General features: G+C 57.3%; 20 protein-coding genes, 1 tRNA gene and 1 riboswitch. Of the genes, 11 read left to right on the top strand and 10 right to left on the bottom strand.

Annotated elements, in window-relative coordinates:
- Positions 1–28: 28 nt before the first annotated feature.
- The 5 genes from C7459_RS06965 to C7459_RS06945 form a co-directional block, all read right to left on the bottom strand.
- Positions 29–1501 carry an amidase family protein gene (locus C7459_RS06965; protein ID WP_109687767.1) on the bottom strand — a complete coding sequence of 491 codons (1473 nt, stop codon included), beginning with the start codon at positions 1499–1501 and terminating at the stop codon, positions 29–31.
- Between the two features lie 109 nt (positions 1502–1610).
- Positions 1611–2696: a GDSL-type esterase/lipase family protein gene (locus C7459_RS06960; RefSeq protein WP_109687765.1), complete on the bottom strand. Its 1086-nt coding sequence runs from the start codon at positions 2694–2696 to the stop codon at positions 1611–1613.
- Positions 2697–2700: 4 nt separating this feature from the next.
- Complete coding sequence (locus C7459_RS06955; protein WP_109687763.1) at positions 2701–5781, bottom strand: efflux RND transporter permease subunit; 3081 nt, start codon at positions 5779–5781, stop codon at positions 2701–2703.
- Complete coding sequence (locus C7459_RS06950; RefSeq protein WP_109687760.1) at positions 5778–7037, bottom strand: efflux RND transporter periplasmic adaptor subunit; 1260 nt, start codon at positions 7035–7037, stop codon at positions 5778–5780. The genes C7459_RS06955 and C7459_RS06950 overlap by 4 nt, the downstream gene beginning before the upstream one ends.
- Before the next feature lie 360 nt (positions 7038–7397).
- Positions 7398–7739 carry a hypothetical protein gene (locus C7459_RS06945; RefSeq protein ID WP_109687758.1) on the bottom strand — a complete coding sequence of 114 codons (342 nt, stop codon included), beginning with the start codon at positions 7737–7739 and terminating at the stop codon, positions 7398–7400.
- 131 nt (positions 7740–7870) lie between these two features.
- Between C7459_RS06945 and C7459_RS06940 the strand changes: the two genes are divergently transcribed.
- Positions 7871–7946, top strand: a tRNA-Thr gene (locus C7459_RS06940).
- A gap of 68 nt (positions 7947–8014) precedes the next feature.
- Positions 8015–8332: a hypothetical protein gene (locus C7459_RS06935; RefSeq protein ID WP_109687756.1), complete on the top strand. Its 318-nt coding sequence runs from the start codon at positions 8015–8017 to the stop codon at positions 8330–8332.
- 36 nt (positions 8333–8368) lie between these two features.
- Here C7459_RS06935 and C7459_RS06930 read toward each other — a convergent pair whose 3' ends face one another.
- Both C7459_RS06930 and C7459_RS06925 read right to left on the bottom strand, forming a co-directional pair.
- On the bottom strand, positions 8369–10006 hold the full coding sequence (locus C7459_RS06930) for an alpha-glucosidase (RefSeq protein WP_109687754.1): 1638 nt from the start codon (positions 10004–10006) through the stop codon (positions 8369–8371).
- A gap of 56 nt (positions 10007–10062) precedes the next feature.
- Positions 10063–10494, bottom strand: coding sequence for a hypothetical protein (locus C7459_RS06925; RefSeq protein WP_109687751.1), 432 nt, complete (start codon positions 10492–10494; stop codon positions 10063–10065).
- Positions 10495–10651: 157 nt separating this feature from the next.
- Between C7459_RS06925 and C7459_RS06920 the strand changes: the two genes are divergently transcribed.
- From C7459_RS06920 to C7459_RS06905, 4 genes are all read left to right on the top strand, one after another.
- The gene (locus C7459_RS06920; RefSeq protein WP_109687749.1) at positions 10652–11653 is read left to right on the top strand and encodes a substrate-binding domain-containing protein; all 1002 of its coding nucleotides are present in this window, start codon (positions 10652–10654) and stop codon (positions 11651–11653) included.
- Positions 11654–11742: 89 nt separating this feature from the next.
- On the top strand, positions 11743–12717 hold the full coding sequence (locus C7459_RS06915; protein ID WP_109687747.1) for a 2-hydroxyacid dehydrogenase: 975 nt from the start codon (positions 11743–11745) through the stop codon (positions 12715–12717).
- Positions 12718–12747: 30 nt separating this feature from the next.
- Entirely contained in the window at positions 12748–14130 is a 1383-nt protein-coding gene (gene pepV, locus C7459_RS06910; protein WP_109687745.1) for a dipeptidase PepV, read from the top strand.
- Between the two features lie 95 nt (positions 14131–14225).
- On the top strand, positions 14226–14837 hold the full coding sequence (locus C7459_RS06905) for an adaptor protein MecA (protein ID WP_109687743.1): 612 nt from the start codon (positions 14226–14228) through the stop codon (positions 14835–14837).
- A gap of 102 nt (positions 14838–14939) precedes the next feature.
- Here the strand turns inward: C7459_RS06905 and C7459_RS06900 are convergent, their stop codons facing one another.
- From C7459_RS06900 to C7459_RS06890, 3 genes are all read right to left on the bottom strand, one after another.
- The gene (locus C7459_RS06900) at positions 14940–15401 is read right to left on the bottom strand and encodes a DUF441 domain-containing protein (RefSeq protein WP_211320355.1); all 462 of its coding nucleotides are present in this window, start codon (positions 15399–15401) and stop codon (positions 14940–14942) included.
- Between the two features lie 90 nt (positions 15402–15491).
- On the bottom strand, positions 15492–16295 hold the full coding sequence (gene comA, locus C7459_RS06895) for a phosphosulfolactate synthase (RefSeq protein WP_109687741.1): 804 nt from the start codon (positions 16293–16295) through the stop codon (positions 15492–15494).
- Positions 16296–16358: 63 nt separating this feature from the next.
- Complete coding sequence (locus tag C7459_RS06890) at positions 16359–17633, bottom strand: MFS transporter (protein ID WP_245884433.1); 1275 nt, start codon at positions 17631–17633, stop codon at positions 16359–16361.
- 109 nt (positions 17634–17742) lie between these two features.
- Between C7459_RS06890 and C7459_RS06885 the strand changes: the two genes are divergently transcribed.
- From C7459_RS06885 to C7459_RS06865, 5 genes are all read left to right on the top strand, one after another.
- Positions 17743–18402, top strand: coding sequence for a nitroreductase family protein (locus C7459_RS06885; RefSeq protein WP_170119322.1), 660 nt, complete (start codon positions 17743–17745; stop codon positions 18400–18402).
- 99 nt (positions 18403–18501) lie between these two features.
- Positions 18502–19020 (top strand): DUF3231 family protein, encoded by a 519-nt coding sequence (locus C7459_RS06880; RefSeq protein ID WP_109687737.1) that lies wholly within the window; start codon positions 18502–18504, stop codon positions 19018–19020.
- A gap of 78 nt (positions 19021–19098) precedes the next feature.
- Positions 19099–19218, top strand: a riboswitch (SAM riboswitch).
- Between the two features lie 90 nt (positions 19219–19308).
- The gene (locus C7459_RS06875; protein WP_109687735.1) at positions 19309–20493 is read left to right on the top strand and encodes an aminotransferase class I/II-fold pyridoxal phosphate-dependent enzyme; all 1185 of its coding nucleotides are present in this window, start codon (positions 19309–19311) and stop codon (positions 20491–20493) included.
- Positions 20486–21634: a trans-sulfuration enzyme family protein gene (locus C7459_RS06870; RefSeq protein ID WP_109687732.1), complete on the top strand. Its 1149-nt coding sequence runs from the start codon at positions 20486–20488 to the stop codon at positions 21632–21634. Before C7459_RS06875 ends, C7459_RS06870 begins: the two co-directional genes overlap by 8 nt.
- Positions 21635–21742: 108 nt before the next feature.
- Complete coding sequence (locus C7459_RS06865) at positions 21743–22996, top strand: cation:proton antiporter (protein ID WP_109687730.1); 1254 nt, start codon at positions 21743–21745, stop codon at positions 22994–22996.
- Positions 22997–23021: the final 25 nt, after the last annotated feature.

The following is a 23021-nucleotide window of genomic DNA, read 5'->3' as shown; positions in this document are numbered from 1 at the left end:
TGTGGGAACTGTCTATTTTTTTCATTTCCTATAGTTGTGGTGGCTTGCGATGCTTCGTTCCTTGTTCATAGGCATAGGCGAGCTTGATCAGCTTCGGTTCGCTGTATGCGCTCGCTGTGAAGGTGAGCCCGACCGGAAGGCCGGCCTGTTCACCGCTGGCGAGGGTGCCGCTCGGGACGACGACCGACGGATACCCCGCGCGGGCGGCGAGCCAGCAGCCCCATGTGCTGAAATAGACGAGGGCATCGAGGTTGTGTGTGGCCAGCACATCGTCGATGTCTTGGGCATAGACCGTCTGATGCGAGATCAGCTCACGGATGTAGTCTGGCGAAGTCAGCGTGCCGCTGGTTTGCTGCGCGTCGAGGAGATGTTTCTGCCCATATCGCAACGCCACTTCGGCATGGGCTTCATTGAATGCGATCAAGTCTTCCAATGAATGCACAGGCACGTTCGGTCCGCAGGTGGCGAGGTATGCGTTGAGGTCGATTTTAAATTCCTCGGTCATGACGTGCGGTGTCCACGGCAGTTTTCCAGTCGCGACTTCTATGCCCTCGATCACTTCTGCACCGAGACGGCGCAGGTCTTCTAGGGCTGCTTGGAACAGCGCGGACTCCTCCTCCTTCAACTCCATGAAGTCTGCCACGCCGATCCGTGCACCCTGAAGCCCATCGGCTTGCAGGAACGGCGTGTAATCGCGATGTGCTTGTGCCGCACCGCTCCAAGTCGCCGGGTCTTGGCTGTCCTCGCCCGTCATCGCGCCGAGCAGAACCGCCGCGTCGCGAACGGTGCGCGCCAACGGGCCTGCCGTGTCTTGGGTGTGGCAGATCGGGATGATCCCCGTGCGCGAGATCAGGCCAACGGTCGGCTTGATGCCGACGACGTTGTTTTGCGAGGCGGGTGAGAGGATCGAGCCGGACGTTTCCGTGCCCACGGTGACCGCTGCGAAGTTCGCGGCACACGCCACACCTGCCCCGGCGCTGGAACCGCCTGTCGAGTAGTCGCCCGGTTTGTACGGGTTCAACGCTTGCCCACCGCGAGAGCTGTACCCGCCTGGCATGTTCTCCGCCATGAAGTTCGCCCATTCGGTCATGTTGGTTTTGCCGAGCAGGACCATGCCCGCCTCGCGCAGTTTCGCGGCGACAACGGCATCCTGCTTCGCAGAATGATTCGCCAGCGCAATCGACCCGGCCGAGGTGCGCATCTTGTCCCCGGTGTCGATGTTGTCCTTGATCAAAACAGGGATGCCGTGCAACGGGCCACGCGGGCCTTTTTGGGCGCGTTCAACATCCAGCGCCTTGGCGATGAACAGTGCGTCCGGGTTCAGTTCCAGCACCGAGTTGAACGTCGGGCCGCTTTTGTCATACGTGGCGATGCGTTCCATATACAGGAGCACGAGGCCGTGCGAGGTGAGCTCGCCTGCCTCCATTTTGGCTTGCAGATCTTCAAGTGTCGCCTCGACGAGCCAGTCCTCGCTGAGCGCTTTCAAGCTTTCTTGCCGCATGATTGGCTTCCCCTCCAGATATCAGTGTTTCTAGAGTCGCAATTTTCGGCAAGATTGTCAATGCGCCTATCGCAACAGGTGTGCGACTGGGTCTGTTGCTGGCGCTCGTTTACTCTTTTTTGGTCATCACGGAGATCGTCTGGCTGTCCTCGATCCAATAGACTTTCGCCCCTAGCGCGAGGGAGACTGCTCGCAGTGGCAGATAGGGGTGCCCGTCGACCAGCAGCACCGGCGAGGGCAGTTTGACTTTTTGACCGTTGACGTGCATCCACCAGAGGCCGACGCGGAACCACCATTTTTTCAAAACGCCCTTGTGCAGGGCGGCGACTTGGTCGGCGGCGAGGTAGACGGTGTCATTTTCCACCAGCAGCGGGGCATTCAATTTTTTCGGCTTGCCGTTCCAGAGCAGTGTGGGCTTCATGTCTGGGGCGATGACCAGCCGATTAAAATGCCCAAACAGCGCGTGGGAGATCTGTTCCGCGATCCGCGTGTGTCCGGCGACGTTGGGATGGATGTCGTTGTTCGCGAGGTTGATGTATTCCTTTTCATGGTCGAGAAAAAGCGACGCTGTCGGCACGACCGTCGCTTCATGCGTGTTCGCCGCCATCGCGATCGACTCGTTGGCCCATTGAATGTACTCGCTCAGGGCTTGGTGGCGGGAGTCGTCTGGAGAAAACGGGTTGTACACCTCCAGCACGAACAAGCGAGCAGCGGGGTTCTGGTCGCGAATCTTGGCGAGGATCGCTTCGATATTTCCCTCGTACTTGGACAGGGCATCGCGCATCTTGGCAGTATCGCCGGGTGACTTGTAGTCGGTCCAGATGATGTCATTGCCGCCGAGCGACAGGGTGATCAAGTCGGCGTGCTTGATCACGGCGCTCGCTTCCGGCCAGTGGTCGAGCAGGAACAGAAACTGTCCGCTGGTCAAACCGGGCACGCCGAGGTTGTGCAAGTCGGCAGGGCCGCGTGTCAGCAATTGGCGATGCAACTGTGAGGCGAATCCATTTCGCCGCATGCCGTCGATCGCAGGCGAACCCCAGCCCGCTGTGATCGAATCGCCGATCGCCACATAGTCGACCCGCTCTGGCAATGTTGGACGATGGATGGCTGCCAGCGTGGGTGTAGGGATCGCGAGCGTGAGGCAGACGAGCAGCAAGAGGAGCCGCGTGGGATGCAACCGGCCCAAGATTCCCATGTTCTCACCTCCGGGCTTGTCGTCGTTCCAACCAGCTATCAAGCGACAGGTACACGACAGGGATCAATACCAGAGTGATCAAGGTCGAGAAAGTCAAACCAAACAGCACGACCGTCGCTAGCGGGGCCTGAATTTCCGCGCCCTCCCCGAGACCCAATGAGGCGGGCACTACGCCTAGCACGGTCGCCCCAGCGGTCATGAGGATCGGGCGCAGACGCACAGGTCCGGCGCGGAGGATCGCTTCCACGCGATCAAGTCCCCGTCGGCGCAAGCGGTTGACATAGTCGATCAGGATGATCGCATTGTTGACGACGATTCCAACCAACACGATCAGGCCGATAAATGCCCCCACACCGAGCGCTCTCCCGGTGACCAACAGGCCGAATACAACGCCGACCGCCGTCACAGGAATCGAGAACATGATCACGAAGGGGTGGAAAAACGACTCGAATTGCGCCGCCATCACCATATAGACAAGCACGATGGCAAGCACCAGCGCGCCTTCGAGTTTTTTGAACGCATCGCTCATCTGTTCAGACTCGCCCCCATACTCGATCGCATACCCCGCGGGCAGCTTCAATTGATCACCGAGGGTCTTGCGAATGTCGTCCATGATATGCCCGATGTCGCGGCCGATGTAATCAGCCTCCACCGTCATCTCACGCAAGTTGTTGTAGCGAGAGATCGTCGACGGGCCTTCTGCGAGCTGCACGTCAGCCAGCGTACCGAGAGCGACAGAGGTTCCCAGCGGTGTGGGCACTTGCAACTGGCGCAGACGTTCCAATGAGTTGCGCATCTCCACGGGGATCTGCAGACGCACGTCGACTTCCTCCGTCCGGGTGCGGTATTGCGTCGCCAGTTGGCCTTGGGTGGCTTGGCGGATCATCTGGGCGACTTGTGCGTTGCCCAGCCCGTAGTTGCGGGCTTTTTCACGGTCGACAACGATCACGATCTCTCGGGTGAGCCGTTCACGTTCGGCGGCTGCTTCACGAACGCCTGCGACATGGCTGATCAGTTGGGTGGCCTGTTGCGCCAACTGGCGCAGGACGTCCGGGTCGTCACCGCGCAACCGCACTTGGATCGGCATGCCTGCGCCGGTCAGTTGGTCGCCGGAGACTTGCACGTTGACCCGCGCATCTGGGATGTTCGTCAGGCGGACGCGCAGGTCGTCGGCAACTTGTACGGTGGAGCGGGTGCGGGCGCTTCGATCCTTCAATTGGAGGTTGAGGACGGCCTTGTGCGACTGTGTACCCGCCGTCGGGTTGTAGAGCGTGCCGCCCCCGATCGTCACAAAGGTCTTGTCCAGCTCCGGTGTTGCGGAAAGTTTTTGCTCGATCTCCGTCACCCGCTGCCCCGTTTTGTCGAGCGGGGTGCCAGGCGAGAGGGTCATCGTGATCTGGATGACGCCTTGGTCGCCTTTGGGCAGAAATTCCTGACCGATCAGCGGGTAGGCCGCAGCGGTCAGCCCGAGCAGGAGCAGGGTGGTCAGATAGACGGTTTTGCGGTGGTTCAACGCCCAGTGCAAGATGCTCCTGTACCAGAGCGAGAGACGCCCGAGCGATTCATTTTGCTCAGGGTCTTGACCTGCTGGCACCACCGGCGAGGTGGTTTTTTCCCCGCGCAGGAAGTAGTAGGCGAACATCGGCACCAGCAACAGCGCGCTGAATAGCGAGGCCAAGTGTGAGAACGTGACCGTCAGCGCCAAGGGGCGGATCAATTGAGCCGCCAGACCTGAGACAAAGATGATCGGGGCAAAAACGACCACGGACGCGAACGCCGCGGACGTTACCGCCAGCGTCACCTCACTGGAGCCTTCCAAGACCGCTTCGTACAGCGGGCGCCCCATCTGGCGGTGGCGGAAGATGTTTTCCAAGATCACGACCGCCGTGTCGACCATCGCGCCAACCCCGAGCGCCAGACCGCCCATCGTCAGCATGTTCACCGACTGCCCGGAGAAATAGACCATGATGAATGTCGCGATGATCGAAACGGGAATCGCCAGCGAGATGACCAGCGTACTGCGCCAAGAACGCAAGAACACGTACAGGATCACGACGGCAAACATCCCGCCGAGCAGCATGTCGCGGCTCAACGTGCGAATCGATTGCTTGATGAACGACGCTTGATCGAAAAGCGGCGTGATCTGCACGTTCGCGGGCAGTGCGCTTTTCAAGTCGGTCAGCGCCTCTCGCAGACCGTTCGAGACTTGCACCGTGTTCGCGTCGGAGAGCTTCTGGATCGAGATCGCCACGCTCGGCTGCCCGTTCATGCGGGAGATCTGCGACTGGTCTTGGAGGGTCTCCTCCACATCGGCCACATCGCGCAGGTGGAAGCGGTTGCCCTGAGTACTTGCGAGCGGTAGGTTGCGGATGCTCTCGATGTCGGGGAAGTCCCCACGGATGATGACCGCCATGTTGCGATCCGCCTCACGCACGAGACCGCCGGAGAGCGTGAGGTTCTCGCTGGCGAGGATCTGTCGCAACTGTTCAAGTGTGAGACCACGCGCCTGCAAGTCATAGGGATGCACCGTGATGCGCACCTCGCGTTCGGCTCCACCCGAGATCTGGACGGCAGCAACGCCCTCCACGCGAGAGAGTGCGCGCTTGACGGTTTCGTTGGCGAGTTTGCCAAGTTCTTGTAGGTCTTTGCCCCCGGTCATGCCGAGTTGAACGACGGGGAGCAAATTCGGGTCGAATCGGATCACGACCGGAGTTTGTGTGCCTTCTGGAAGGTTCTGCTTGATGTAGTCGATCTTCTCGCGCATCTGCAGGGTGGCGTAGTCCATGTTGGTGCCCCAGTCAAATTCGACGAGCACCATCGTGCCCCCGTTGCGGGTGGTGGAGGCGATGTTTTTGACCCCGTTGGCGGTGCCGAGGATCTCTTCGAGCGGGCGGGTGATCATCGTCTCGATCACTTCGGGCCCGGTGCCAGCGCTTTGCACGGTGACGGCTGCCAGCGGAAACGTCATCCGTGGAAATAGCTCCACGGGTAACCGAAACAACGACACGCCGCCGAGAATCACCAGAGCGACGATGATCATGACAGCGGCGACAGGGCGTTTGACAGACAGTTCCGAGAGTCTCATCCTCGTGTCTGTGCAGCGGCGATCTGGACTTTGGTGCCGGGTTGCACGCGGTCAAGACCTTCGTGGATCACTTCATCGTTTGCTTGGAGCCCAGTGAGAACTTCTGTGTAGGTGCCGTTGTTGTATCCGGTGGTGATGGGTTTCTTGATCGCTGTGCCGCCCTGTACTTGCAAAACATACGAGCCTTGGGCATCTTGGAGGATCGCGGAAGTCGGCACGCTCAGTGCGCCGCGATGCGGGTCGAGCGTGATCATCGCTTGTCCAACTTCGCCGGGTTTGTAGGCGCTGCTCTCGTTGTCGAGCGTGGCATGTGCGGTGAAGGACTTCGCTTGCACGTCGAGCGATGGGGAGACGGAGGCCAGTTGGACGGTAACGGGCGCATGGCCGCCGATCTGCACTCGTGCGGTTTGCCCTTGCTTGAGTCGGGTTTGCAGGGCGGAATCGACGAGAATCTCAAAATCGACATCGGCTACACTCCCCACGCTGAACAGCGGAACGCCAGGGCCGGACGGTGTGCCGGCGATGGCGTTTTTGGCGAGGATCACGCCGTCGAAGGGTGAGGTGATCCGTGTGGCTTGCAGTTGAGCTTCGGCAAAACGCACCGCTTGGCGGGCTTGGACGAGCTGTGCTTGTAACGTCTGGAGCAACGGCGCTCGAAACACTTCGAGGCTTTTCCCGATCAGCGTCTGGGCTTGCAGGAGGGAGACTTGGCTCTGTGCCTGTTGAATCTGACGCCCGATGTGGACCAATTGCGGCAAGGTCTGGAGGCTGCTCGGGGATTGCAAGTTGGCGATCAGGGTGGTGAGGTTGGCCTGTGCTTCTTGTTCCAATTGTGTGATCTTCTGAGGGAGGCTTGCCGGTGTGAGTGCGCCGTCTGTGTTCCCCAAGGCGGTGGTTTGGAGATGGCGCACTTGTGTTTCCAAGCCGTTCAGGGCGAGACGAGTTTCGTTCAGGCTGGACTGACTCCCGCCCGATTCGAGCGTGGCGAGGAGCTGGCCTTTTTTCACGGAGTCGCCGACATGGACGAGCACCGATTGGATTTGGCCTGCTGTCGTTGCAACGACGGAGGTCTGTTCACGCGGCATGACACGACCGGGGAGCAGCAACGTTTCGGGGAGGTCACGCGGCGTGGCGCGGGCCATGCTGACGGGAACGACCGTCGCTTCCTGCGTCGCCTGTGGAGACTTGGCACATCCTGCGAGCAAGAGACTGCCCGCGAGGAGGGTCAGTCCGGTTTTTTTCCAATGCACGTTCATCGACTCACCTCCACCACGTCAAACTTTTCCAAGGTTGGTAGTTGTAGTGTGGGTCGAATCGACAAATCTTATGAATGGGTGCAGATGAAGGGAGAGAGAGGAAATAGAAGGATATCTGAATATGAAGGAGGAGATCGCGGCTGAAGGAGGGAGAACGAGGAAAAGCGCCTTGAATGAAATGATGAGGTAGAGTATATTTTTCTTAACAAAACGACGTAATTCGACAAGCGTTGTCGAAACACCCCGATAGGTGCTGCTTCCAACTTTGCTTTCATGAGTTCTTCATACATACGTGAAAGCACCTACATACTAAGTACGCTCTGTTGCAGAATTGACTGCGGCAGGGCGTACTTTTCAATTTTAGGGGGTTGTACGCCGTTCGAGCAGACGCAAGACCCAGAACCCGATCCCGCCGCCGCCCATGATCGTGATCAAGTCGAGCAGGAGCCGGAGCAGTTGTTTGCCGTAGAAAGCGAACTCGTTGTGCGGATGTCGAAACTGGTGGACGAAGATGGCGAGCACCACGATGCCCGCAACGGTCAGCATCGCCCCGTAGACGCCGCGCAGTCCGAAGATGAGAAAGAAAAACAAGCCCAGCAGCATCGTTGCAATCAGGTGCGGTTGTTCTGCTGTCGGCATGATGGTCATGTTGGCGATCAAATAGAGGGTGAAGACCACCCACGCGAGCAACCATTTTTTCACGTCGGACGCCTCCCTTTTCCCTAGTCCAAGCATATGTAGTTTGGATGTTTTTTACGACTGGTGATGATTGGTTGAAATCATTTGTTGACAGGCGGTTGGGAAGCTGATATAGTAGGACTTGTTCTTAACGCGCCGGTGTAGCTCAGTTGGTAGAGCAACTGACTTGTAATCAGTAGGTCGAGGGTTCGATTCCTTTCGCCGGCACCACAACGCATTATGAAAAGGTGTTCTCCTGCGAAGGAGAGCACCTTTTTGCATAGGGAGGGGGTTTTCCGATGTCAAAGGTAGAAATGCAGGCAGCATTCGCTACGATGCAAGAGAATTGGCAGCGTATGCAGTCCAGTGATTTTGACAATGCGGCCGAGGATGCGGAGCGTTTTGAGGGTTCGTTTTACAAGTTCACCGAGGCGGTACAGGCGTGGATCAAGAGCTTGGAGGAGCCCAAACCTCACGATCTCGCGGCGGTGTTGGAGTTGCCGGAGATTCAAGCGTTTTCGGACGAACTGCCGACTCCGCTGATGCTCAACTTCGAGACGGAGCTGGAGTTGATGATGGAGGGGATCACGAGGGAGCCGGACGAGAAGTACGAGTAAAAAAAGGAATCCGCGCGTGTGCGGATTCCTTTTTTTTTACATGCGGTAAATTCGCGCCTCATGCGGACGCAACGTGGTATGGTCGATCGATTCGTCCCCCGTCACATCGGCGTAGTTGGCGAGCACGAGCTGCTTGTTCGCATCGTTGTAGCCAGCGGGGAGGATGAACTCGCTCTCGTGATCTGCGTGGTTCAGGATCACCAGCCAGCGCACACCATCCAACTCGCGCTTGTAGATGTAGAGATGCGCATCCCCTTCGGAGAGGTCGAAGTAATCGCCGTAGACCATCACCGGGTTTTCCTTGCGCAGTTGGATCAGCTTTTGGTAGTAATAGAACACTGAGTTCGGGTCGGCGAGCGCCTGTTCGACGTTGATCTGCGTGAAGTTCGGGTTGACTTTGATCCACGGTTGTCCGGTCGTGAACCCGGCATTCTCACTCGTGTTCCACTGCATCGGGGTGCGCGAGTTGTCGCGAGAGAGCGGCAACAGGCTTTCAAAGACTTCCTGCGGGTCACGCCCCTCTGCCACGGCATCGCGGTATTTGTTGCGCATCGCGATGTCGTCGTAGTCGTCGATCGACGGGAAGCGTACGCCGGTCATGCCGATCTCCTCGCCTTGGTAGATGTACGGCATACCAGGCAGGGTATGGACGAGCGTTCCGAGCAGTTTCGCAGACTCTACGCGGAATTCACGATCATTGCCGAAGCGCGTGACTTGGCGGGTATGGTCGTGGTTGTTGAGGAATTGCGAGTTCCAGCCGGAGTCTTTTAGGGCCTCATACCAACGGGTCTGAATTTCCTTGAACCGCAACATGTCCCACGTCGGCATCTCATCGGCCACTTCAAAGTGGAACAGGGTGTTCAACTCACCGCGATCTTCACCCGTGTAGAGCGGGCCGTCCTCTGGTTTGATGAAGCCAAGTTCACCGACGGTGAGCACGTCGTAGTGCTTCAGCACGTTTTCATGCATCTCATGCAGATACTCGTGTACGCCGGGATTGTTGGAGAGGTAGGAGATATCCGCCGGATTCTCCGCATCTGGGTAGCCTTCTGGTTTGGCGATCAGGGCGACAGCATCCATGCGGAACCCGTCAGCGCCTTTGTCCAGCCAGAAGCGCATCATGGAGTACACTTCCTCGCGCAGAGCCGGGCTCTCCCAGTTCAGATCGGGTTGTTCGACGGCGAAGGAGTGGAAGTAGTACTGGTTGGTCGTCTCGTCGTATGTCCATGTCGAAGGTTCGAAGTAGGAGCGCCAGTTGTTCGGAGCGCTGCCGTCCGCCTTCGGATCGCGCCAGATGTAGTAGTCGCGCTTCGGGTTGTCCAGCGAGGAGCGGGATTCGAGGAACCACGGGTGTTGGTTGGACGTGTGGTTGACGACGAGGTCCATGATCAGCTTCATGCCACGGTTATGTACTTCGGTGAGCAGGGTTTCCCAGATCTGCATCGTGCCTGCTTTTTCCATGATCGAGGTGTAGTTCGAGATGTCATATCCATTGTCGCGGTCGGGGGATTCGTAGCAGGGATTCAGCCAAACCACGTCGACACCGAGCGATTTGATGTAGTCCAGTTTTTCGATGACGCCTTGCAGGTCGCCATATCCGTCGCCGTTCGTGTCGTTGAACGAGCGCCAGTAAATTTGATACACAACGGCTTCTTTCCACCAAGTACGTTTCATGTGACACACTCCCATACCTACGTAAAGTTACTTCCTCAATTATCAGGGTTGGCGAATCACTTGTCTAGGAACTCCGCCGAGAACCCATGCTCGCGAATCGCGGCGACCAGCTCCGGCAGGCGATCTGGTTCGACCACGGCGCCTTCCTCCACACTCAGCGACACCGTCAGATGGATCTCCTGCCAGCGCACCAATTCCACGATCAGCGACAGAAACGCCTCACTGACCCCGACCAACCGCCACTCGGGGTTCGTCACGGCAATCGTATGCGCACACGCCAGCCCGATCTCAGGAGTGGGGAACAGGGTGGTCACCATCGCTTGCTGCCCAAAGCTCATCGGCAGCCCCGGATAGGCAAACAACTCGCCAGTATTCCGATCGCCGTCAAACTTCATCAGGGTGTAAAAAGGCTCGCCAGCCGTACCGGCTTCCGGCAAGCTCTCCTCCCACTGAACTTGTAGCTCCTGCACCTGCGCTTCGGTCAACATCGGGCACACGCTCCTCTCAAACAATTCAATCAATTTCCAACAGTATAGAATAATTTGGGTGGATCAGCAATGTTTCCCTCACTTTGTGCTTTTTTGCACTTAGCACCTGTGGTATGATGAAAGGAATTAATGAAGATGAAAAGTAGGTGTGTGTCCGGTGAACAAAACAATCTATGATGTAGCCCGCGAAGCTGGCGTGTCGATGGCGACCGTCTCCCGCGTCTTGAACGGGACTGCCGTTGTGAAGGATGAGACCAAAGCCAAAGTCCAAGCGGCGATCGACAAGCTCGGCTACCGTCCGAATGCGGTGGCGCGTGGCTTGGCTAGCAAGCGCACAAAGTCAATCGGCGTCGTTCTCCCGGATGTCTCCGATCTCTTTCATGCGGAAGTGTTGCGCGGTATCGAGGACATCGCGACGATGTACCAGTATCACATCATCCTCGCCAATTCTGACGCTCGCGAAGACCGCGAAATCGACCTGATCGGCACGATGTGGGAAAAACAAGTCGACGGGTTGATCTTCATCTCTGAACGGATTACACCGAACATTGTAAAAACTTTCGAATTGGCACAATTGCCCGTTGTGCTCTGTGCGACCGACGACCCGGAAGGTCGCATCCCGGCCGTATCCATCGACAACAAACTCGCCGGTACAGACGCGACGAATTACTTCCTACATCTCGGGATGGACAAGATCGTATTCCTCGGCGGACCGACCACGCATCCGATTACGATGGAACGCCTCGCAGGGTATGAGCGAGCGCTGGCTGAATCCGGTCGCGAACTCGACACGACCTTGGTCCTGCATGCGAAGGATCAGCACTACGAAGCAGGGTACAAGATCTCGAACGAATTCCTCGATGCAGGGCACACGGCAGATGCTGTCGTCGCGACGAGCGATGAACTTGTGCTGGGGTACTTGAATGCTGTTCGTGACCGTGGCGGCAAGGCACCAGACGATGTGCTGCTGCTAAGCTTTGAGAACACGCGCTTGACCACGATGATTCGCCCAGAGTTGACCACGATCGCCCAGCCGACCTATGACCTCGGCGCGGTCTCGATGCGGCTCTTGACCAAACTTTTGCGAGGGGAATCGATCGAGGAGTACACCGTGCTGCTCCCGCACTCGATTTTGGAGCGCACCTCGACCAAGCGCTAAGACCTATGTCACAATCGGAGGAGTCGTCCGCACCTGTAGAGGAGGCGTGCGGCTCTTCGTCTACTTTAATAGGAAAGCGAGGCGATGACATGTCGCACAAGCAACCCCGCGTGCTCGTCACGCGCGAGATTCCAGAGGCAGGCTTGAGCATTCTCCGCCAATGCTGTGAGGTGACGGTGTTTTCCTCGGAGCAGCAACCGACTCGCGAGCAACTGGCCGCGCTGCTTCCGACCTATGACGCACTGCTCACGATGCTGACCGACCCGATCGATCGCGAGTTGATGGCCACAGCTCCACAACTTCGCGTGATCAGCAATTACGCCGTCGGCTACAATAATATCGACATCCAAGCGGCGGAGGAGCTCGGCATCGCGGTGACCAACACGCCCGGTGCGATGACTGACGCGACCGCAGATATCGCGTGGGCGCTTTTGATGGCGGTGACACGGCGTATCGTCGAAGGCGATGCCTACGTACGCGCTGGCAAGTGGACCGGATGGGCTCCCTCGCTTCTGCTCGGCATGGAATACGGGGGCAAGACGCTCGGGATCATCGGCGCGGGTCGAATCGGGCTCGCGATCGCGAAGCGGGCGCGGGCGTTCGATATGAACGTCGTCTACTACAACCGCCGCCGCTTGGATGAAGCGACAGAGCAACAGTACGGATTGAGCTACGTCGATCTCGACACGCTCGTTCGCAGCTCCGACATCCTGTCCGTGAATGTACCGTACAGCGCAGAATCGCACCACCTGTTGAACGCTGACCTGTTGGCCCGCATGAAGCCGACCGCTTACCTGATCAACACGGCGCGCGGAGCGATCGTGGAGGAAGCGGCCCTCGTCGAAGCGTTGCGCACCGGCCAGCTCGCCGGGGCGGGGCTGGACGTTTTTGAAAAAGAGCCAGAGGTACACCCTGGCTTGTTGGAACTGCCCAATGTCGTGCTCGCCCCGCATCTGGGGAGCTCGACAGTCGAAACGCGCGATCGGATGGCGGTATTGGCGGCCGAGAACATCGTTCGCGTCCTGCGGGGCGAGCCCCCACATTCACTCGTCACTTCAAACTAACAGACTAGATCGAGCGGAGGCGTACATACAATGTTTGAAAAGTGGATTGAACAGCATCGCGATCACATCATCGCAAACACCCAAGGCGTTTTGCGCATCAACTCAGTCGGTGGCCCTGCAAGCTCGCCGGAGCAACCGTTTGGCCCAGGATGTGCTGAAGCGTTGGAGTATGTGTTGAACTTGGGCCGCGAGATGGGCTTCACGGTGAAAAATGTCGACGGCTACGCAGGCCACATCGAATTTGGGGAAGGTGATGACTACATCGCCGTGCTCGGTCACCTTGATGTCGTCCCGGTCGGCACAGGCTGGACGCACCCGGCATTTGGCGCGGAGATCCACGAGGGGAAAATCTACGCGCGCGGCGCGATCGATGACAAAGGCCCGACGATGGCAGCGCTCCACGCCTTGCAAGCTGTGAAAGAGTCTGGCGTGCCCCTGTCGAAAAAAGTCCGCGTCATCCTCGGCTTGGACGAGGAATCGAACTGGCGCTGCATGGATCACTACTTTGCCAAGGAACCGAAGCCGATCGGCGGCTTCACCCCAGATGCTGACTTTCCGCTGATCTACGCGGAGAAGGGCATCCTCTGCTACGATGTGAAAAAAGGCCGCTCTGTCGCTGACACGGCGACCGTCCTCGTCCGCGAAGTGACGGGGGGCAACCGCATCAACATGGTGCCGGATCACTGTGCGGTCGTTCTCGATGTCAAGGGAGATCTCGATGCGGTTCTTGGCAAGATCCGTGACCTCGCGGAATCGTACAATGTCCAATATGAGTATGAAGCCGGCGACGATACGATCAAATTGCACATCGCAGGCGTTTCCGTCCATGCGATGGCACCGCACCACGGCGTCAATGCTGTCGTGCAAGCGGCGCGCATCCTCGCTGAACTGGATACGGCAGAGCAGGACCTCTGGAAGTTTGTTTCCGAGATCGACACCGCAGGCGAGCGGCTCGGCGTCCAGATGGTCTGCGGTGAAACGGGCCCGCTGACTTGTAACCTCGGCCTCGTACACGCCGATGAAAAAGGTGTGAAACTCTCCTTCAACATTCGCTTCCCGGTCGACCAAACGTCTGAAGCGCTGATGGCGATCATGCAGGAGAAGTTGGCACCGGAAGGCTACACCGTGGAGGCCAACGAGCATGCGAACATGGCACCGCACTACGTGCCAAAGGACTCTGAGATCGTGACCAAGCTGCTCAAAGTCTACGAGGCAGAGATGGGGGAGAAGGCAGTGCCGATCACAATCGGTGGCGGCACGTATGCGCGGGCGATTCCGAACGCGGTGGCCTTCGGGGCGTTGTTCCCCGGTCAGGAAGAGTTGGCGCACCAGCGTGACGAGAACTGGGCGGTGGATGACTTGATCCGTTGCACGAAGATCTACGCCAAAGCGATCTACGAATTGGCGAAGTAAACCATGTAATCTGTCTTACAGAACCAAGCGCCTGTCCACTGCATAATAATGAGTAATAACACCCAAGTCATTTCTCGGGCAAAGGAGTGAGGAGAATGAAGGTAGAAAAACTCGGCAGCAACAAAGTGCGTATCTACATCACCTACGATGATCTTGACACTCGCGGTATTGACCGGGAGGAGATCTGGCAAAACGGACGCAAAGTCCAGGAACTGTTCTGGGATATGATGGAGCATGCCTATGCAGAAGTCGGGTTTGAAGTGGCCGGTCCATTGGCGGTAGAGGCATTTACGATGCCAACCGAGGGGATCGTGGTCATCGTCACCCAACTACCTCCGTCGCTGGCTGGCAACGCAGACCAAGCCTTGCTGGACGACGAGGATGACTTGGAGGACGAAGTTGTCCCGGCCGATATCAGCGAAGCCTTCATTTTCGTGTTCCAAGACTTAGAAGATGTGATCCGGGCAGCTCACTCGCTACGAGCGCATGACGGATTGGGTGGTTCGTTGTACCACTACAAGAACCGCTATCACTTGTTCTTCGATGAGGAAGAGATTGCCGAGGACTTGTACGATACCATCTGGTCGATCCTGCACGAGTACGGAGATCTCTCTGCTACCACCACCGCCATGCTAGAGGAATACGGCAAGCGCGTGATGGACGGCAACGCAGTTCAAACCATTACGGAACACTTCCCGCTTCAATAAATACGTAACGGACCCCACACACTCGTGTCGGGGTCTTTTTTATCCCGCTATTTTCGCCGCTATCAAAAAACTCTTCGCACACAGGGTGGGCGAAGAGTTTTTTTATCGGAAGAAATATTGGTAGAGCTTCATCAACATCGCGGCGATCGCGGCTGCCATCAGGGGACCGACGGGGATGCCTTTGAACACCACAATGCCGACGACAGAGCCGATGATCATGCCGACCATCAATTCCGGGTCCATTTTTAAGAGATAGAGTCCTTGCCCATTTACGTAGGTGGCGATGATGCCACCGAGGATGGCACAGATACCGCCGATGGTGAGGAACGTGCCGAGCAGGTCTTTGGTCTGGATCTTGCCGTTGACCATCGGCACCAACACCGAGATCATCAGAAACAACAGCCCAAGTTCCAACCCACGACGCTCGATCATCGGGAAGAACCGCTGCAAACTCAATAACTTCATCATCAACAGCAAGCTCGCCGCCGTTGCGAGGATGCTCGCACGGCCGACGATGCCGATGATGATCAACACGACGAGGATGATCTCTCCGGCCACACACATCCGTCCTTCCTACACATGCCTTGGTACAGATATATATGGACGAGTGTGTGACGATAGACCAACCAGTCCTGCCCATTGAACGTTCTCTGCTTACAGCGTGTAGCGCAACGTATCGCTACGCAACCCGCACCGGAGTGCTTCCAGCGAGATGATGTCGTGCGGCTTGATGTTGCCGAAATTTACATTGGGGCCAAACAAATGGATCAGTTCTTCCTGTTGACTGCGCAGCGGTGCTTCCCAGATCAGTTGCTTCGGGTTGCCGACGGACTTGACCAACTCATCGAACTCGTCGCGCAGGATCTGCCCGTTTCCGTCAAAAAGGCCGACGCCCTTGCCGGACTCGCGGCCTTCGATGATCACTTTATAGGCGCCTGCTTCGAGGTCGGTGGCAATCATCTGGAGCTGGGTGCTCACCGGGAGATGGGAGTCATTTTCTTTTTTTCCGACTTCGGTGATCACGTTGAAACCAAGTTCCCGGGCGGTCGTGATAATCTCGCGGCGCAGTTCGGCCGACAACTGGATCGTTCCGTCTGACACTTCGACCGTCCGCAACCCCAGTTGCTGACAGCGCAGGAGAAACTCGCGCCACTTGTCTTGAAGCACCGCAGCTTCGAGGAACGTGCCACCTGGGTAGACATCGATGCCCGCGCTGTGCAGGAGCGCTATTTTTTCTTGCAACACGTCGGTGGGGTAGAGTTTGGAAGTGCCAAAGCCGAGTTTGATAAAATCGATATAGGCACCGGCCAAACGCACGAGATCAGCCGTTTCCTGTACGCCGAGGCCGGTGTCGATCAGCATCGTCAGACCGTGGTCAGAGCGGGGTTTGGCGAGCCGACCAGGGAGAGGGTCGCGCAGGATGTCGTCCCACGCACGTTCAAGCGCTTTTCGTTGCATCGCAGGTATTGGCTCCCTTCTAGGAGTAGGCTCCTGTAAGATATGAAAAGCGCGGGCGTATGGTTACGCCCGCGCTTTTTTCATCGCCAGTAACTTGCGATCCCATTCGATTTTCTCATACGGGTCACCGCCGCCCTTGTCCTGCTTTTTCACAGCAATCCACATCCAGCAGGCTACGAAACACAGTGCCGACAAGCCCGCCATGATCAAGTACATGAGCCGTGGAGTATCCATCAAGGCACCAAAAATCGGCGGCCCTGCTGCCACGCCGAGGAAACGAACGGAGCCGTACAGAGAAACGATCGCCCCACGCTCTTCTGTTTTGACAGAGGAGGTGATCATCGTGTTCAGGCACGGCAACATCAACCCGGTGCCGACCCCGGAGACGACGAGCAGGCTGAGTTCCACATATGGGTTTTTTAGAAACGCGTTGATGACCAGCGGGAGGGTGATCAACGCCAAGCCGACGAGGATCAAGGTCTTCATCAGTCCGTAGTTTTTCTTGATCTTAGTCCCTGTGATGTACGAGGTGGTTGCCATCGCCAACAACGGACCGGAGAGGATAAAACCACGCATCAGACCGTCTATTTTGTGGACTTCCTCCAGAATTTGTGCGATGTAAAACAGGAAGCCGAACAGGGTGAACAGCGCCACCGCCCCCGCGAAATAGGCGGTGAGCAAGAACTTATACTGCTTTTTGAACGTGCCTTTGAGGGTGTTGAGGTATTGTTTGACCTGCTGCTTGGGGCCGGTTTTTTTCGGTTCCTTGACAAAAAAATAAACGAGTGCCGCCGACAAGATGCAGATGATCGGGAAGGCGAAAAAGGCAGCGTACCAGAACAGCATCGCGAGCAAGACGCCAAATATCGGAGATAAGACTTTGCCTAAACCGTTGGAGGCTTCGATCAGACCGAGCGCTTTTGCCCGTGATGCGCCCTTCCAGAGGTCACCTGCCAGCGCCATCGCGATCGGGGCGGTTCCTGCTGCACCTAAGCCTTGCAAGACGCGACCGACCATGATCAGCCAGTACGGACTGCTCAGCAACCAAGCCGCCAAACCCGCGACGACACCGCCCGCTCCATACAGCAACAGGGCGGGGACGATGATGACTTTCCGACTGTACCTGTCTGAGAGAAAACCAGCCAGCGGGATGATCACTCCAGCAGGGACGGAGAACATCGTGATCACCAGCGAAGACTGGTTTTTCGTGATGCCAATGGTCTCCTGCATCGTCGGCAGGATCGGGATCAGCATCGAATTCCCAAGCACCATGATCAGCGGGACGGTCGCCAGCGCGAACAGGGGCAGGAAATGAATCTTTGATCCGGTCTTTTCCAACAGGTCTCACTTCCTTCAGTAAAGTCGATTTTCGTCCATGCTTGTAGTTTGCAACAGGACAGGTGTACCCTATGAGTGGGGAATCTTGGACAGAAGGAGTTGTACATCCATGAACGGAGTCAATCCACAAGACTTGTTGCACCTCATCTCGACCCGCCGCTCGATTCGCCAATGGACGGAGCAGGAGGTGCCCGACGAACTGTTGCGCGAGGCGCTGACCGCTGCGACATGGGCGCCCAACGGCGGCAATTTTCAACCGTGGCATTTCGTCGTGGTGAAAAACAAGGACCTGATCCATCAGCTTGCCGACGCCGTACAGGAGAAGACGTTGCTGATGGCATCGTGGCCGGAAGCAGAAGCGTATGCAGAGCATATCGAGCGCTGGAAGCAGTCGAGCGATTTTTTCCGTCACGCACCGTGTTGCATCGCGGTGTACATGGGGGATTATCGCTCGATTGCCGACCGCTTGTTGGCACAGCGGGGCAGGCAAGACCCAGAGGCTGCGGCGATGGAGGATGCGCGTCTGCTGGGCAGTTCACGCTTGCAGACCATTGCCGGGGCGGTCATGCAATTGTTGCTGACGTTCCATGCCCAAGGTCTCGGGGCGTGCTGGATGGCAGGCCCGCAACAGGCGAAGCGCGAGATCGAAGCCTTGTTGCCCCCATTAGACGGGATGGACTTCGTGGCCTTGGTGCCGGTGGGGTATCCCGCACAGGAGCGCGAACTGACCCGCAAACCGATCGAGGAAGTAACGACTTGGATTCTGTGAAAAAAAGCCATTCGCACGTAGGTGCGGATGGCTTTTTGCATTCGGTGCAACCTAGAGGAGGTCATCTATTTAGTTATCACGATACGAGGAGGGGTTAGGATGGGAATCTTGAGTGGCAATCCGAAACACGAGCCGATGCATTATGGGGAAGTAAGTGGTGCCTGGGGTTCGCTAGTCGCAAAAAAAGGCATGATCTCTTACTACCAAGTTCTGCACAACCATACCGGGGACGCCGACCTGCGTGACTTCATCGAACAATCGATCGATACCGCACGTGAGGAAGCGGCGGAGCTGGAGCGCGTGTTGAAGGAAAACGGGGTCCCGCTGCCACCGTCTCCGCCGGAGAAACCCAAGGCTGATCTGGAGCTCATCCCGCCGGGTGCTCGCTTGACCGACGTGGAGGTTGCATCGTTGGTCGCAGCAGATACTTCGATGGGCCTCGTCGCCTGTTCGCAAGTGATGGCGATGTGCATCCGTGAAGACCTTGCAGCCCTCTATTTGACCTTCTACACCAAAAAAGCGGAGATGGGCCTGCGCATGCTCCGCATGCAAAAGGAAAAGGGATGGCTCGTCGTTCCACCGCTGCATGTGAACACGGCAGAGGTCCAACACGCCTAGACTTTTCCCTTGACAGAAAATTATGTGTGCTGTACTGTAGTGAAGTAGCAAGACAATGGAACAAGCAAACTAGATATTCTCTTATCCAGAGTAGGCGGAGGGACTGGCCCGATGAAGCCCGGCAACCGACACGCAGCTTGAAACACGCGTGCACGGTGCCAATTCCTGCAGGATCATTGTGATCCTGAGAGATGAGAGAAAGGTCTCCTTATGCATGCGTATAAGACCTTTCTCCACTGGGAGAGAGGTCTTTTTTGCTTGTTGCGCACACATAAGGGGGAAAACACCATGAACAACATTGAAACCACGCTCGCCCAGATCGGCAACCGCCGCGATCCGCAAACTGGATCGGTATCGGCTCCGATCTACCTCTCCACGACCTACAGCCATCCGCAACTCGGTGTGAGCACCGGGTTCGACTATACACGCACGAAGAATCCGACCCGCCAAGCGCTGGAGGATGCCATCGCTGAGCTGGAAGGCGGCGTGCGCGGCTTCGCGTATGCATCCGGCATGGCCGCGATCGCTGGCGTGTTCGGCCTGTTTGCCCAAGGCGATCATCTGATCGTCTCGCATGACCTCTATGGCGGCACGTACCGCCTGATCGAACAAATTCTTCCGAAGCAAGGCATCACCGCCACCTACGTGGATACGGGGGACGTGCAAGCGGTTGAACAAGCGATACAGCCCAACACCAAGGCGATTTTCGTCGAGACGCCAACCAATCCGACGATGCGGATCACCGATTTGCGCGCTGTGGTTGAAGTGGCCCAGCGACATGGGGTTCTGACCATCGTCGACAACACCTTTATGACCCCCTACCTCCAGTGTCCGTTGGCGTTCGGTGCAGACATCGTCGTACACAGCGCCACCAAATACCTCGGTGGACACAACGACGTGTTGGCAGGTCTGGTCGTCGCGCGTGAGACGGAAGTTGCAGATCGGATTTACTTCTTGCAGAACTCGATCGGCGCAACCTTAGGACCACAGGATTGCTGGTTGCTGATGAGGGGGATGAAGACGCTCGCCCTGCGCATGGATCGTCACCAAGAAAACGCGCTGCTCGTCTCCGAATGGCTGGCGAAGCATCCGCTGGTGAGCACGGTGTACTTCCCTGGCTTGTTCGGACATGAGGGACGGGATACGCACGTAGGCCAATCGCGCGGGTATGGCGGGATGTTGTCCTTTGAGGTAAAATGCGAGCAATTGGTCGAGCCCTTGCTGCGCCATTTGCAACTGATCACGTTTGCCGAATCGCTTGGCGGCGTGGAATCATTGATCACGTACCCGGCCCGCCAAACGCACTTCGACATCCCAGAGGAGATCCGTGTGGCGGTCGGCGTCACTAACTCTCTGCTTCGCCTCTCCGTCGGGATCGAGCATCACGCCGACCTGATCGACGACTTGGCTCAAGCGCTGGCGGCAGCAGAGCAGGAAATTGGAGTGAGAGGAGCACAAGCACAGTATGAGTGAGAAAAAAAGATCATTTGCCACCCACGTTTTGCACACTGGAAATGAAATCGATCCAGTGACGGGGGCGGCGGCATTTCCCATCTACCAAGCCTCGACGTTCCACCAAGAAGATCCGTGGAACCCGCCGCTGTACGAATATGCGCGCTCGGGCAACCCGTCTCGCCACGCCGTGGAGGACACGCTCGCCAAACTCGAAGGCGGAACCCGCGGGTTTGCATTTGCCTCTGGGATGGCGGCGATCACGACGACACTGTTCCTGTTTTCACAGGGCGATCATCTCATCGCTTGTGACGACATCTACGGGGGCACGTTCCGGGCGCTGACCCAGTTGATCACTCGCTTCGGGATCGAGACGACGTTCGTGGATGCGACCAACCTCGACGAAATTCGGGCGGCGATCCGCCCGAATACCAAGGGGCTGTTCCTTGAGACCCCGTCCAACCCGACGATGAAGATCATCGACTTGGCAGGTGCGGCGCAGATCGCCCGCGAACACGGCTTGCTCTCGATGATCGACAACACCTTCATGACCCCGTACCTCCAGCGCCCGCTCGATCTCGGGATCGACATCGTCATCCACAGCGCGACCAAGTTTCTCAGCGGGCATTCGGATGTGGTCGCAGGCGTGGTGGTCGTGCGAGATGAAGAACTTGGGAAACGCCTGTACTTCCTGCAAAACGCCTGTGGCGGCGTGCTCGGACCACAGGACTGCTTCCTGCTCCAGCGCGGGGTGAAGACGTTAAAAGTCCGCATGGACGCGTCCTGTGCAGGTGCGGAGAAAATCGCGCACTACCTGTCTGAGCGCGGTGATATCGAAAAAGTGTACTATCCAGGTCTCGCGTCGCACCAAGGGCATGAGATTCAAAAGCGACAAGCAGACGGCTACGGTGCTGTCGTGTCGTTCGATCTCGGGAATGAGGAACGCGCCCGTCGTCTGATGGAGCGCGTACAACTTCCGCTCGTCGCTGTGTCGCTGGGGGCTGTCGAATCGATTCTGTCCTACCCTCGCATGATGTCACACAACGGCATGCCCACAGATGAACGTCACAAGCGTGGGATCGGGGATGGTCTGTTGCGGTTCTCCATCGGTTTGGAGGACCCAGACGATCTGATCGCTGATTTGGAACAAGCATTGAAGTAGAGATTGGCATTGTGTAAACTAAAGCCATTGAAGCATCCTAACCTGTACGATGTAGGGTAGGATGCTTCTTGCTGTTTTTTATTGGAAGATCTAGAAGGTGGGAGAACGATGGAGATCACAACAATGGAGATGGTCCACCGGTACATAGGTTTGGTGTTGATCGTCCTGATCGTCGGGATGTTCGGCGGACGTTTGGCGCGGCTGTTGCGAATACCGGACGTAGCGCTGTTTTTGTTGATCGGTGTGTTGGTCGGGCCGATCCTGCATGTGGTGGAACTGTCACCGCAGTCGGTGGCCGATCAGTTGATCATCACGGTAGGGGCTACATTGATCCTGTTCGACGGTGGGCGAGCGATTCAATTCAACATCTTGAAAAAAGTCTGGTTCACGCTCTCGATGCTCTCGATTCCGGGAGTGTTGATTACAGCGGTGGTGACAGCTGCTGCGGCGTATTATCTACTGGATCTGCCGTTGTCGCTGGCCTTTCTGTTGGCGGCGATCATCTCCTCCACAGACCCCGCGACGCTGATTCCGGTGTTCCGCCAAGTGCCGATCGACGAAAAAGTCAAGCAGACGGTGGAGTCGGAGTCGGCGTTTAACGATGCGACAGGATCGATCGTGACCTTCACGACGCTTGGTATCGTGACGGGCGAAGCGCATTTTGCCATCGGCAGCGCACTGTTGGAATTTGTGAAGATGGCGGTTGGTGGGCTCGTGATCGGGCTGATCTTTGGCTGGTTGGCGACTGTGCTGATCTCCAAGCGACCCGGTGGCTTTTTGCGCGAGTACGCGTCGATTGTCGTGATCACGGTGGCGTTGGGCGCCTATCTGGTGGGCGATCTGATCGGTGTGAGCGGTTTTATGGCGACATTCACCGCCGGCTTGATGCTTGGCAACCACGAACAGCTCAAGTGGCCGACCGACGAAGATCGCTTGCGGGAGGTCGGCCACTTTTTTGACGGCATGACGTTGATTTTGCGCATGATGATCTTCATCCTGCTCGGGTCGCAGGTGGACTTCTCCTCGCTGGCCGATTTCTGGTGGCAAGGTCTCTTGATCGTGTTGGTGCTGATGTTCATCGCACGACCGCTGACCGTGTTCCTCTGTGCAGGGCCGGATCGGATGGCGAAGTGGTCGCTCAAGGAATTGCTTTTTATGTGCTGGGTGCGGGAGACGGGAGTGATTCCGGCCGCGCTCGTCGCGTTGATGGCAGGACTTGAGCTGCCACACTACCGCGAGATCTCCTCGGTGACCTTCATGGCGATCCTGTTGACGATCATCCTGCAAGCGGGCACGACCGGGATCGTCGCTCGAAAACTCGGGGTGGCGTTGGATGGCTCTGCTGGCAGTGGGAAACACTAGGTGTAACCACTGTACATAGGAGGAT

The organism is Tumebacillus permanentifrigoris (assembly GCF_003148565.1).
Taxonomy (GTDB): domain Bacteria; phylum Bacillota; class Bacilli; order Tumebacillales; family Tumebacillaceae; genus Tumebacillus; species Tumebacillus permanentifrigoris.
Note: the sequence above shows the minus strand (reverse complement) of the source record. Positions and strands in the feature narration are given on the sequence as shown.

What these genes read in the sequence shown, in the direction of transcription:
- C7459_RS06925 (WP_109687751.1), bottom strand. Translation starts at nt 10,494, where the DNA reads ATGTTGACCGAAGCGCAGGTGCAGGAGCTACAAGTTCAGTGGGAGGAG.
- C7459_RS06900 (WP_211320355.1), bottom strand. Translation starts at nt 15,401, where the DNA reads ATGTGTGTGGCCGGAGAGATCATCCTCGTCGTGTTGATCATCATCGGC.
- C7459_RS06905 (WP_109687743.1), top strand. Translation starts at nt 14,226, where the DNA reads ATGAAGGTAGAAAAACTCGGCAGCAACAAAGTGCGTATCTACATCACC.
- C7459_RS06875 (WP_109687735.1), top strand. Translation starts at nt 19,309, where the DNA reads ATGAACAACATTGAAACCACGCTCGCCCAGATCGGCAACCGCCGCGAT.
- comA (WP_109687741.1), bottom strand. Translation starts at nt 16,295, where the DNA reads ATGCAACGAAAAGCGCTTGAACGTGCGTGGGACGACATCCTGCGCGAC.
- C7459_RS06965 (WP_109687767.1), bottom strand. Translation starts at nt 1,501, where the DNA reads ATGCGGCAAGAAAGCTTGAAAGCGCTCAGCGAGGACTGGCTCGTCGAG.
- C7459_RS06915 (WP_109687747.1), top strand. Translation starts at nt 11,743, where the DNA reads ATGTCGCACAAGCAACCCCGCGTGCTCGTCACGCGCGAGATTCCAGAG.
- C7459_RS06955 (WP_109687763.1), bottom strand. Translation starts at nt 5,781, where the DNA reads ATGAGACTCTCGGAACTGTCTGTCAAACGCCCTGTCGCCGCTGTCATG.
- C7459_RS06950 (WP_109687760.1), bottom strand. Translation starts at nt 7,037, where the DNA reads ATGAACGTGCATTGGAAAAAAACCGGACTGACCCTCCTCGCGGGCAGT.
- C7459_RS06935 (WP_109687756.1), top strand. Translation starts at nt 8,015, where the DNA reads ATGTCAAAGGTAGAAATGCAGGCAGCATTCGCTACGATGCAAGAGAAT.
- C7459_RS06880 (WP_109687737.1), top strand. Translation starts at nt 18,502, where the DNA reads ATGGGAATCTTGAGTGGCAATCCGAAACACGAGCCGATGCATTATGGG.
- C7459_RS06865 (WP_109687730.1), top strand. Translation starts at nt 21,743, where the DNA reads ATGGAGATCACAACAATGGAGATGGTCCACCGGTACATAGGTTTGGTG.
- pepV (WP_109687745.1), top strand. Translation starts at nt 12,748, where the DNA reads ATGTTTGAAAAGTGGATTGAACAGCATCGCGATCACATCATCGCAAAC.
- C7459_RS06885 (WP_170119322.1), top strand. Translation starts at nt 17,743, where the DNA reads ATGAACGGAGTCAATCCACAAGACTTGTTGCACCTCATCTCGACCCGC.
- C7459_RS06870 (WP_109687732.1), top strand. Translation starts at nt 20,486, where the DNA reads ATGAGTGAGAAAAAAAGATCATTTGCCACCCACGTTTTGCACACTGGA.
- C7459_RS06930 (WP_109687754.1), bottom strand. Translation starts at nt 10,006, where the DNA reads ATGAAACGTACTTGGTGGAAAGAAGCCGTTGTGTATCAAATTTACTGG.
- C7459_RS06960 (WP_109687765.1), bottom strand. Translation starts at nt 2,696, where the DNA reads ATGGGAATCTTGGGCCGGTTGCATCCCACGCGGCTCCTCTTGCTGCTC.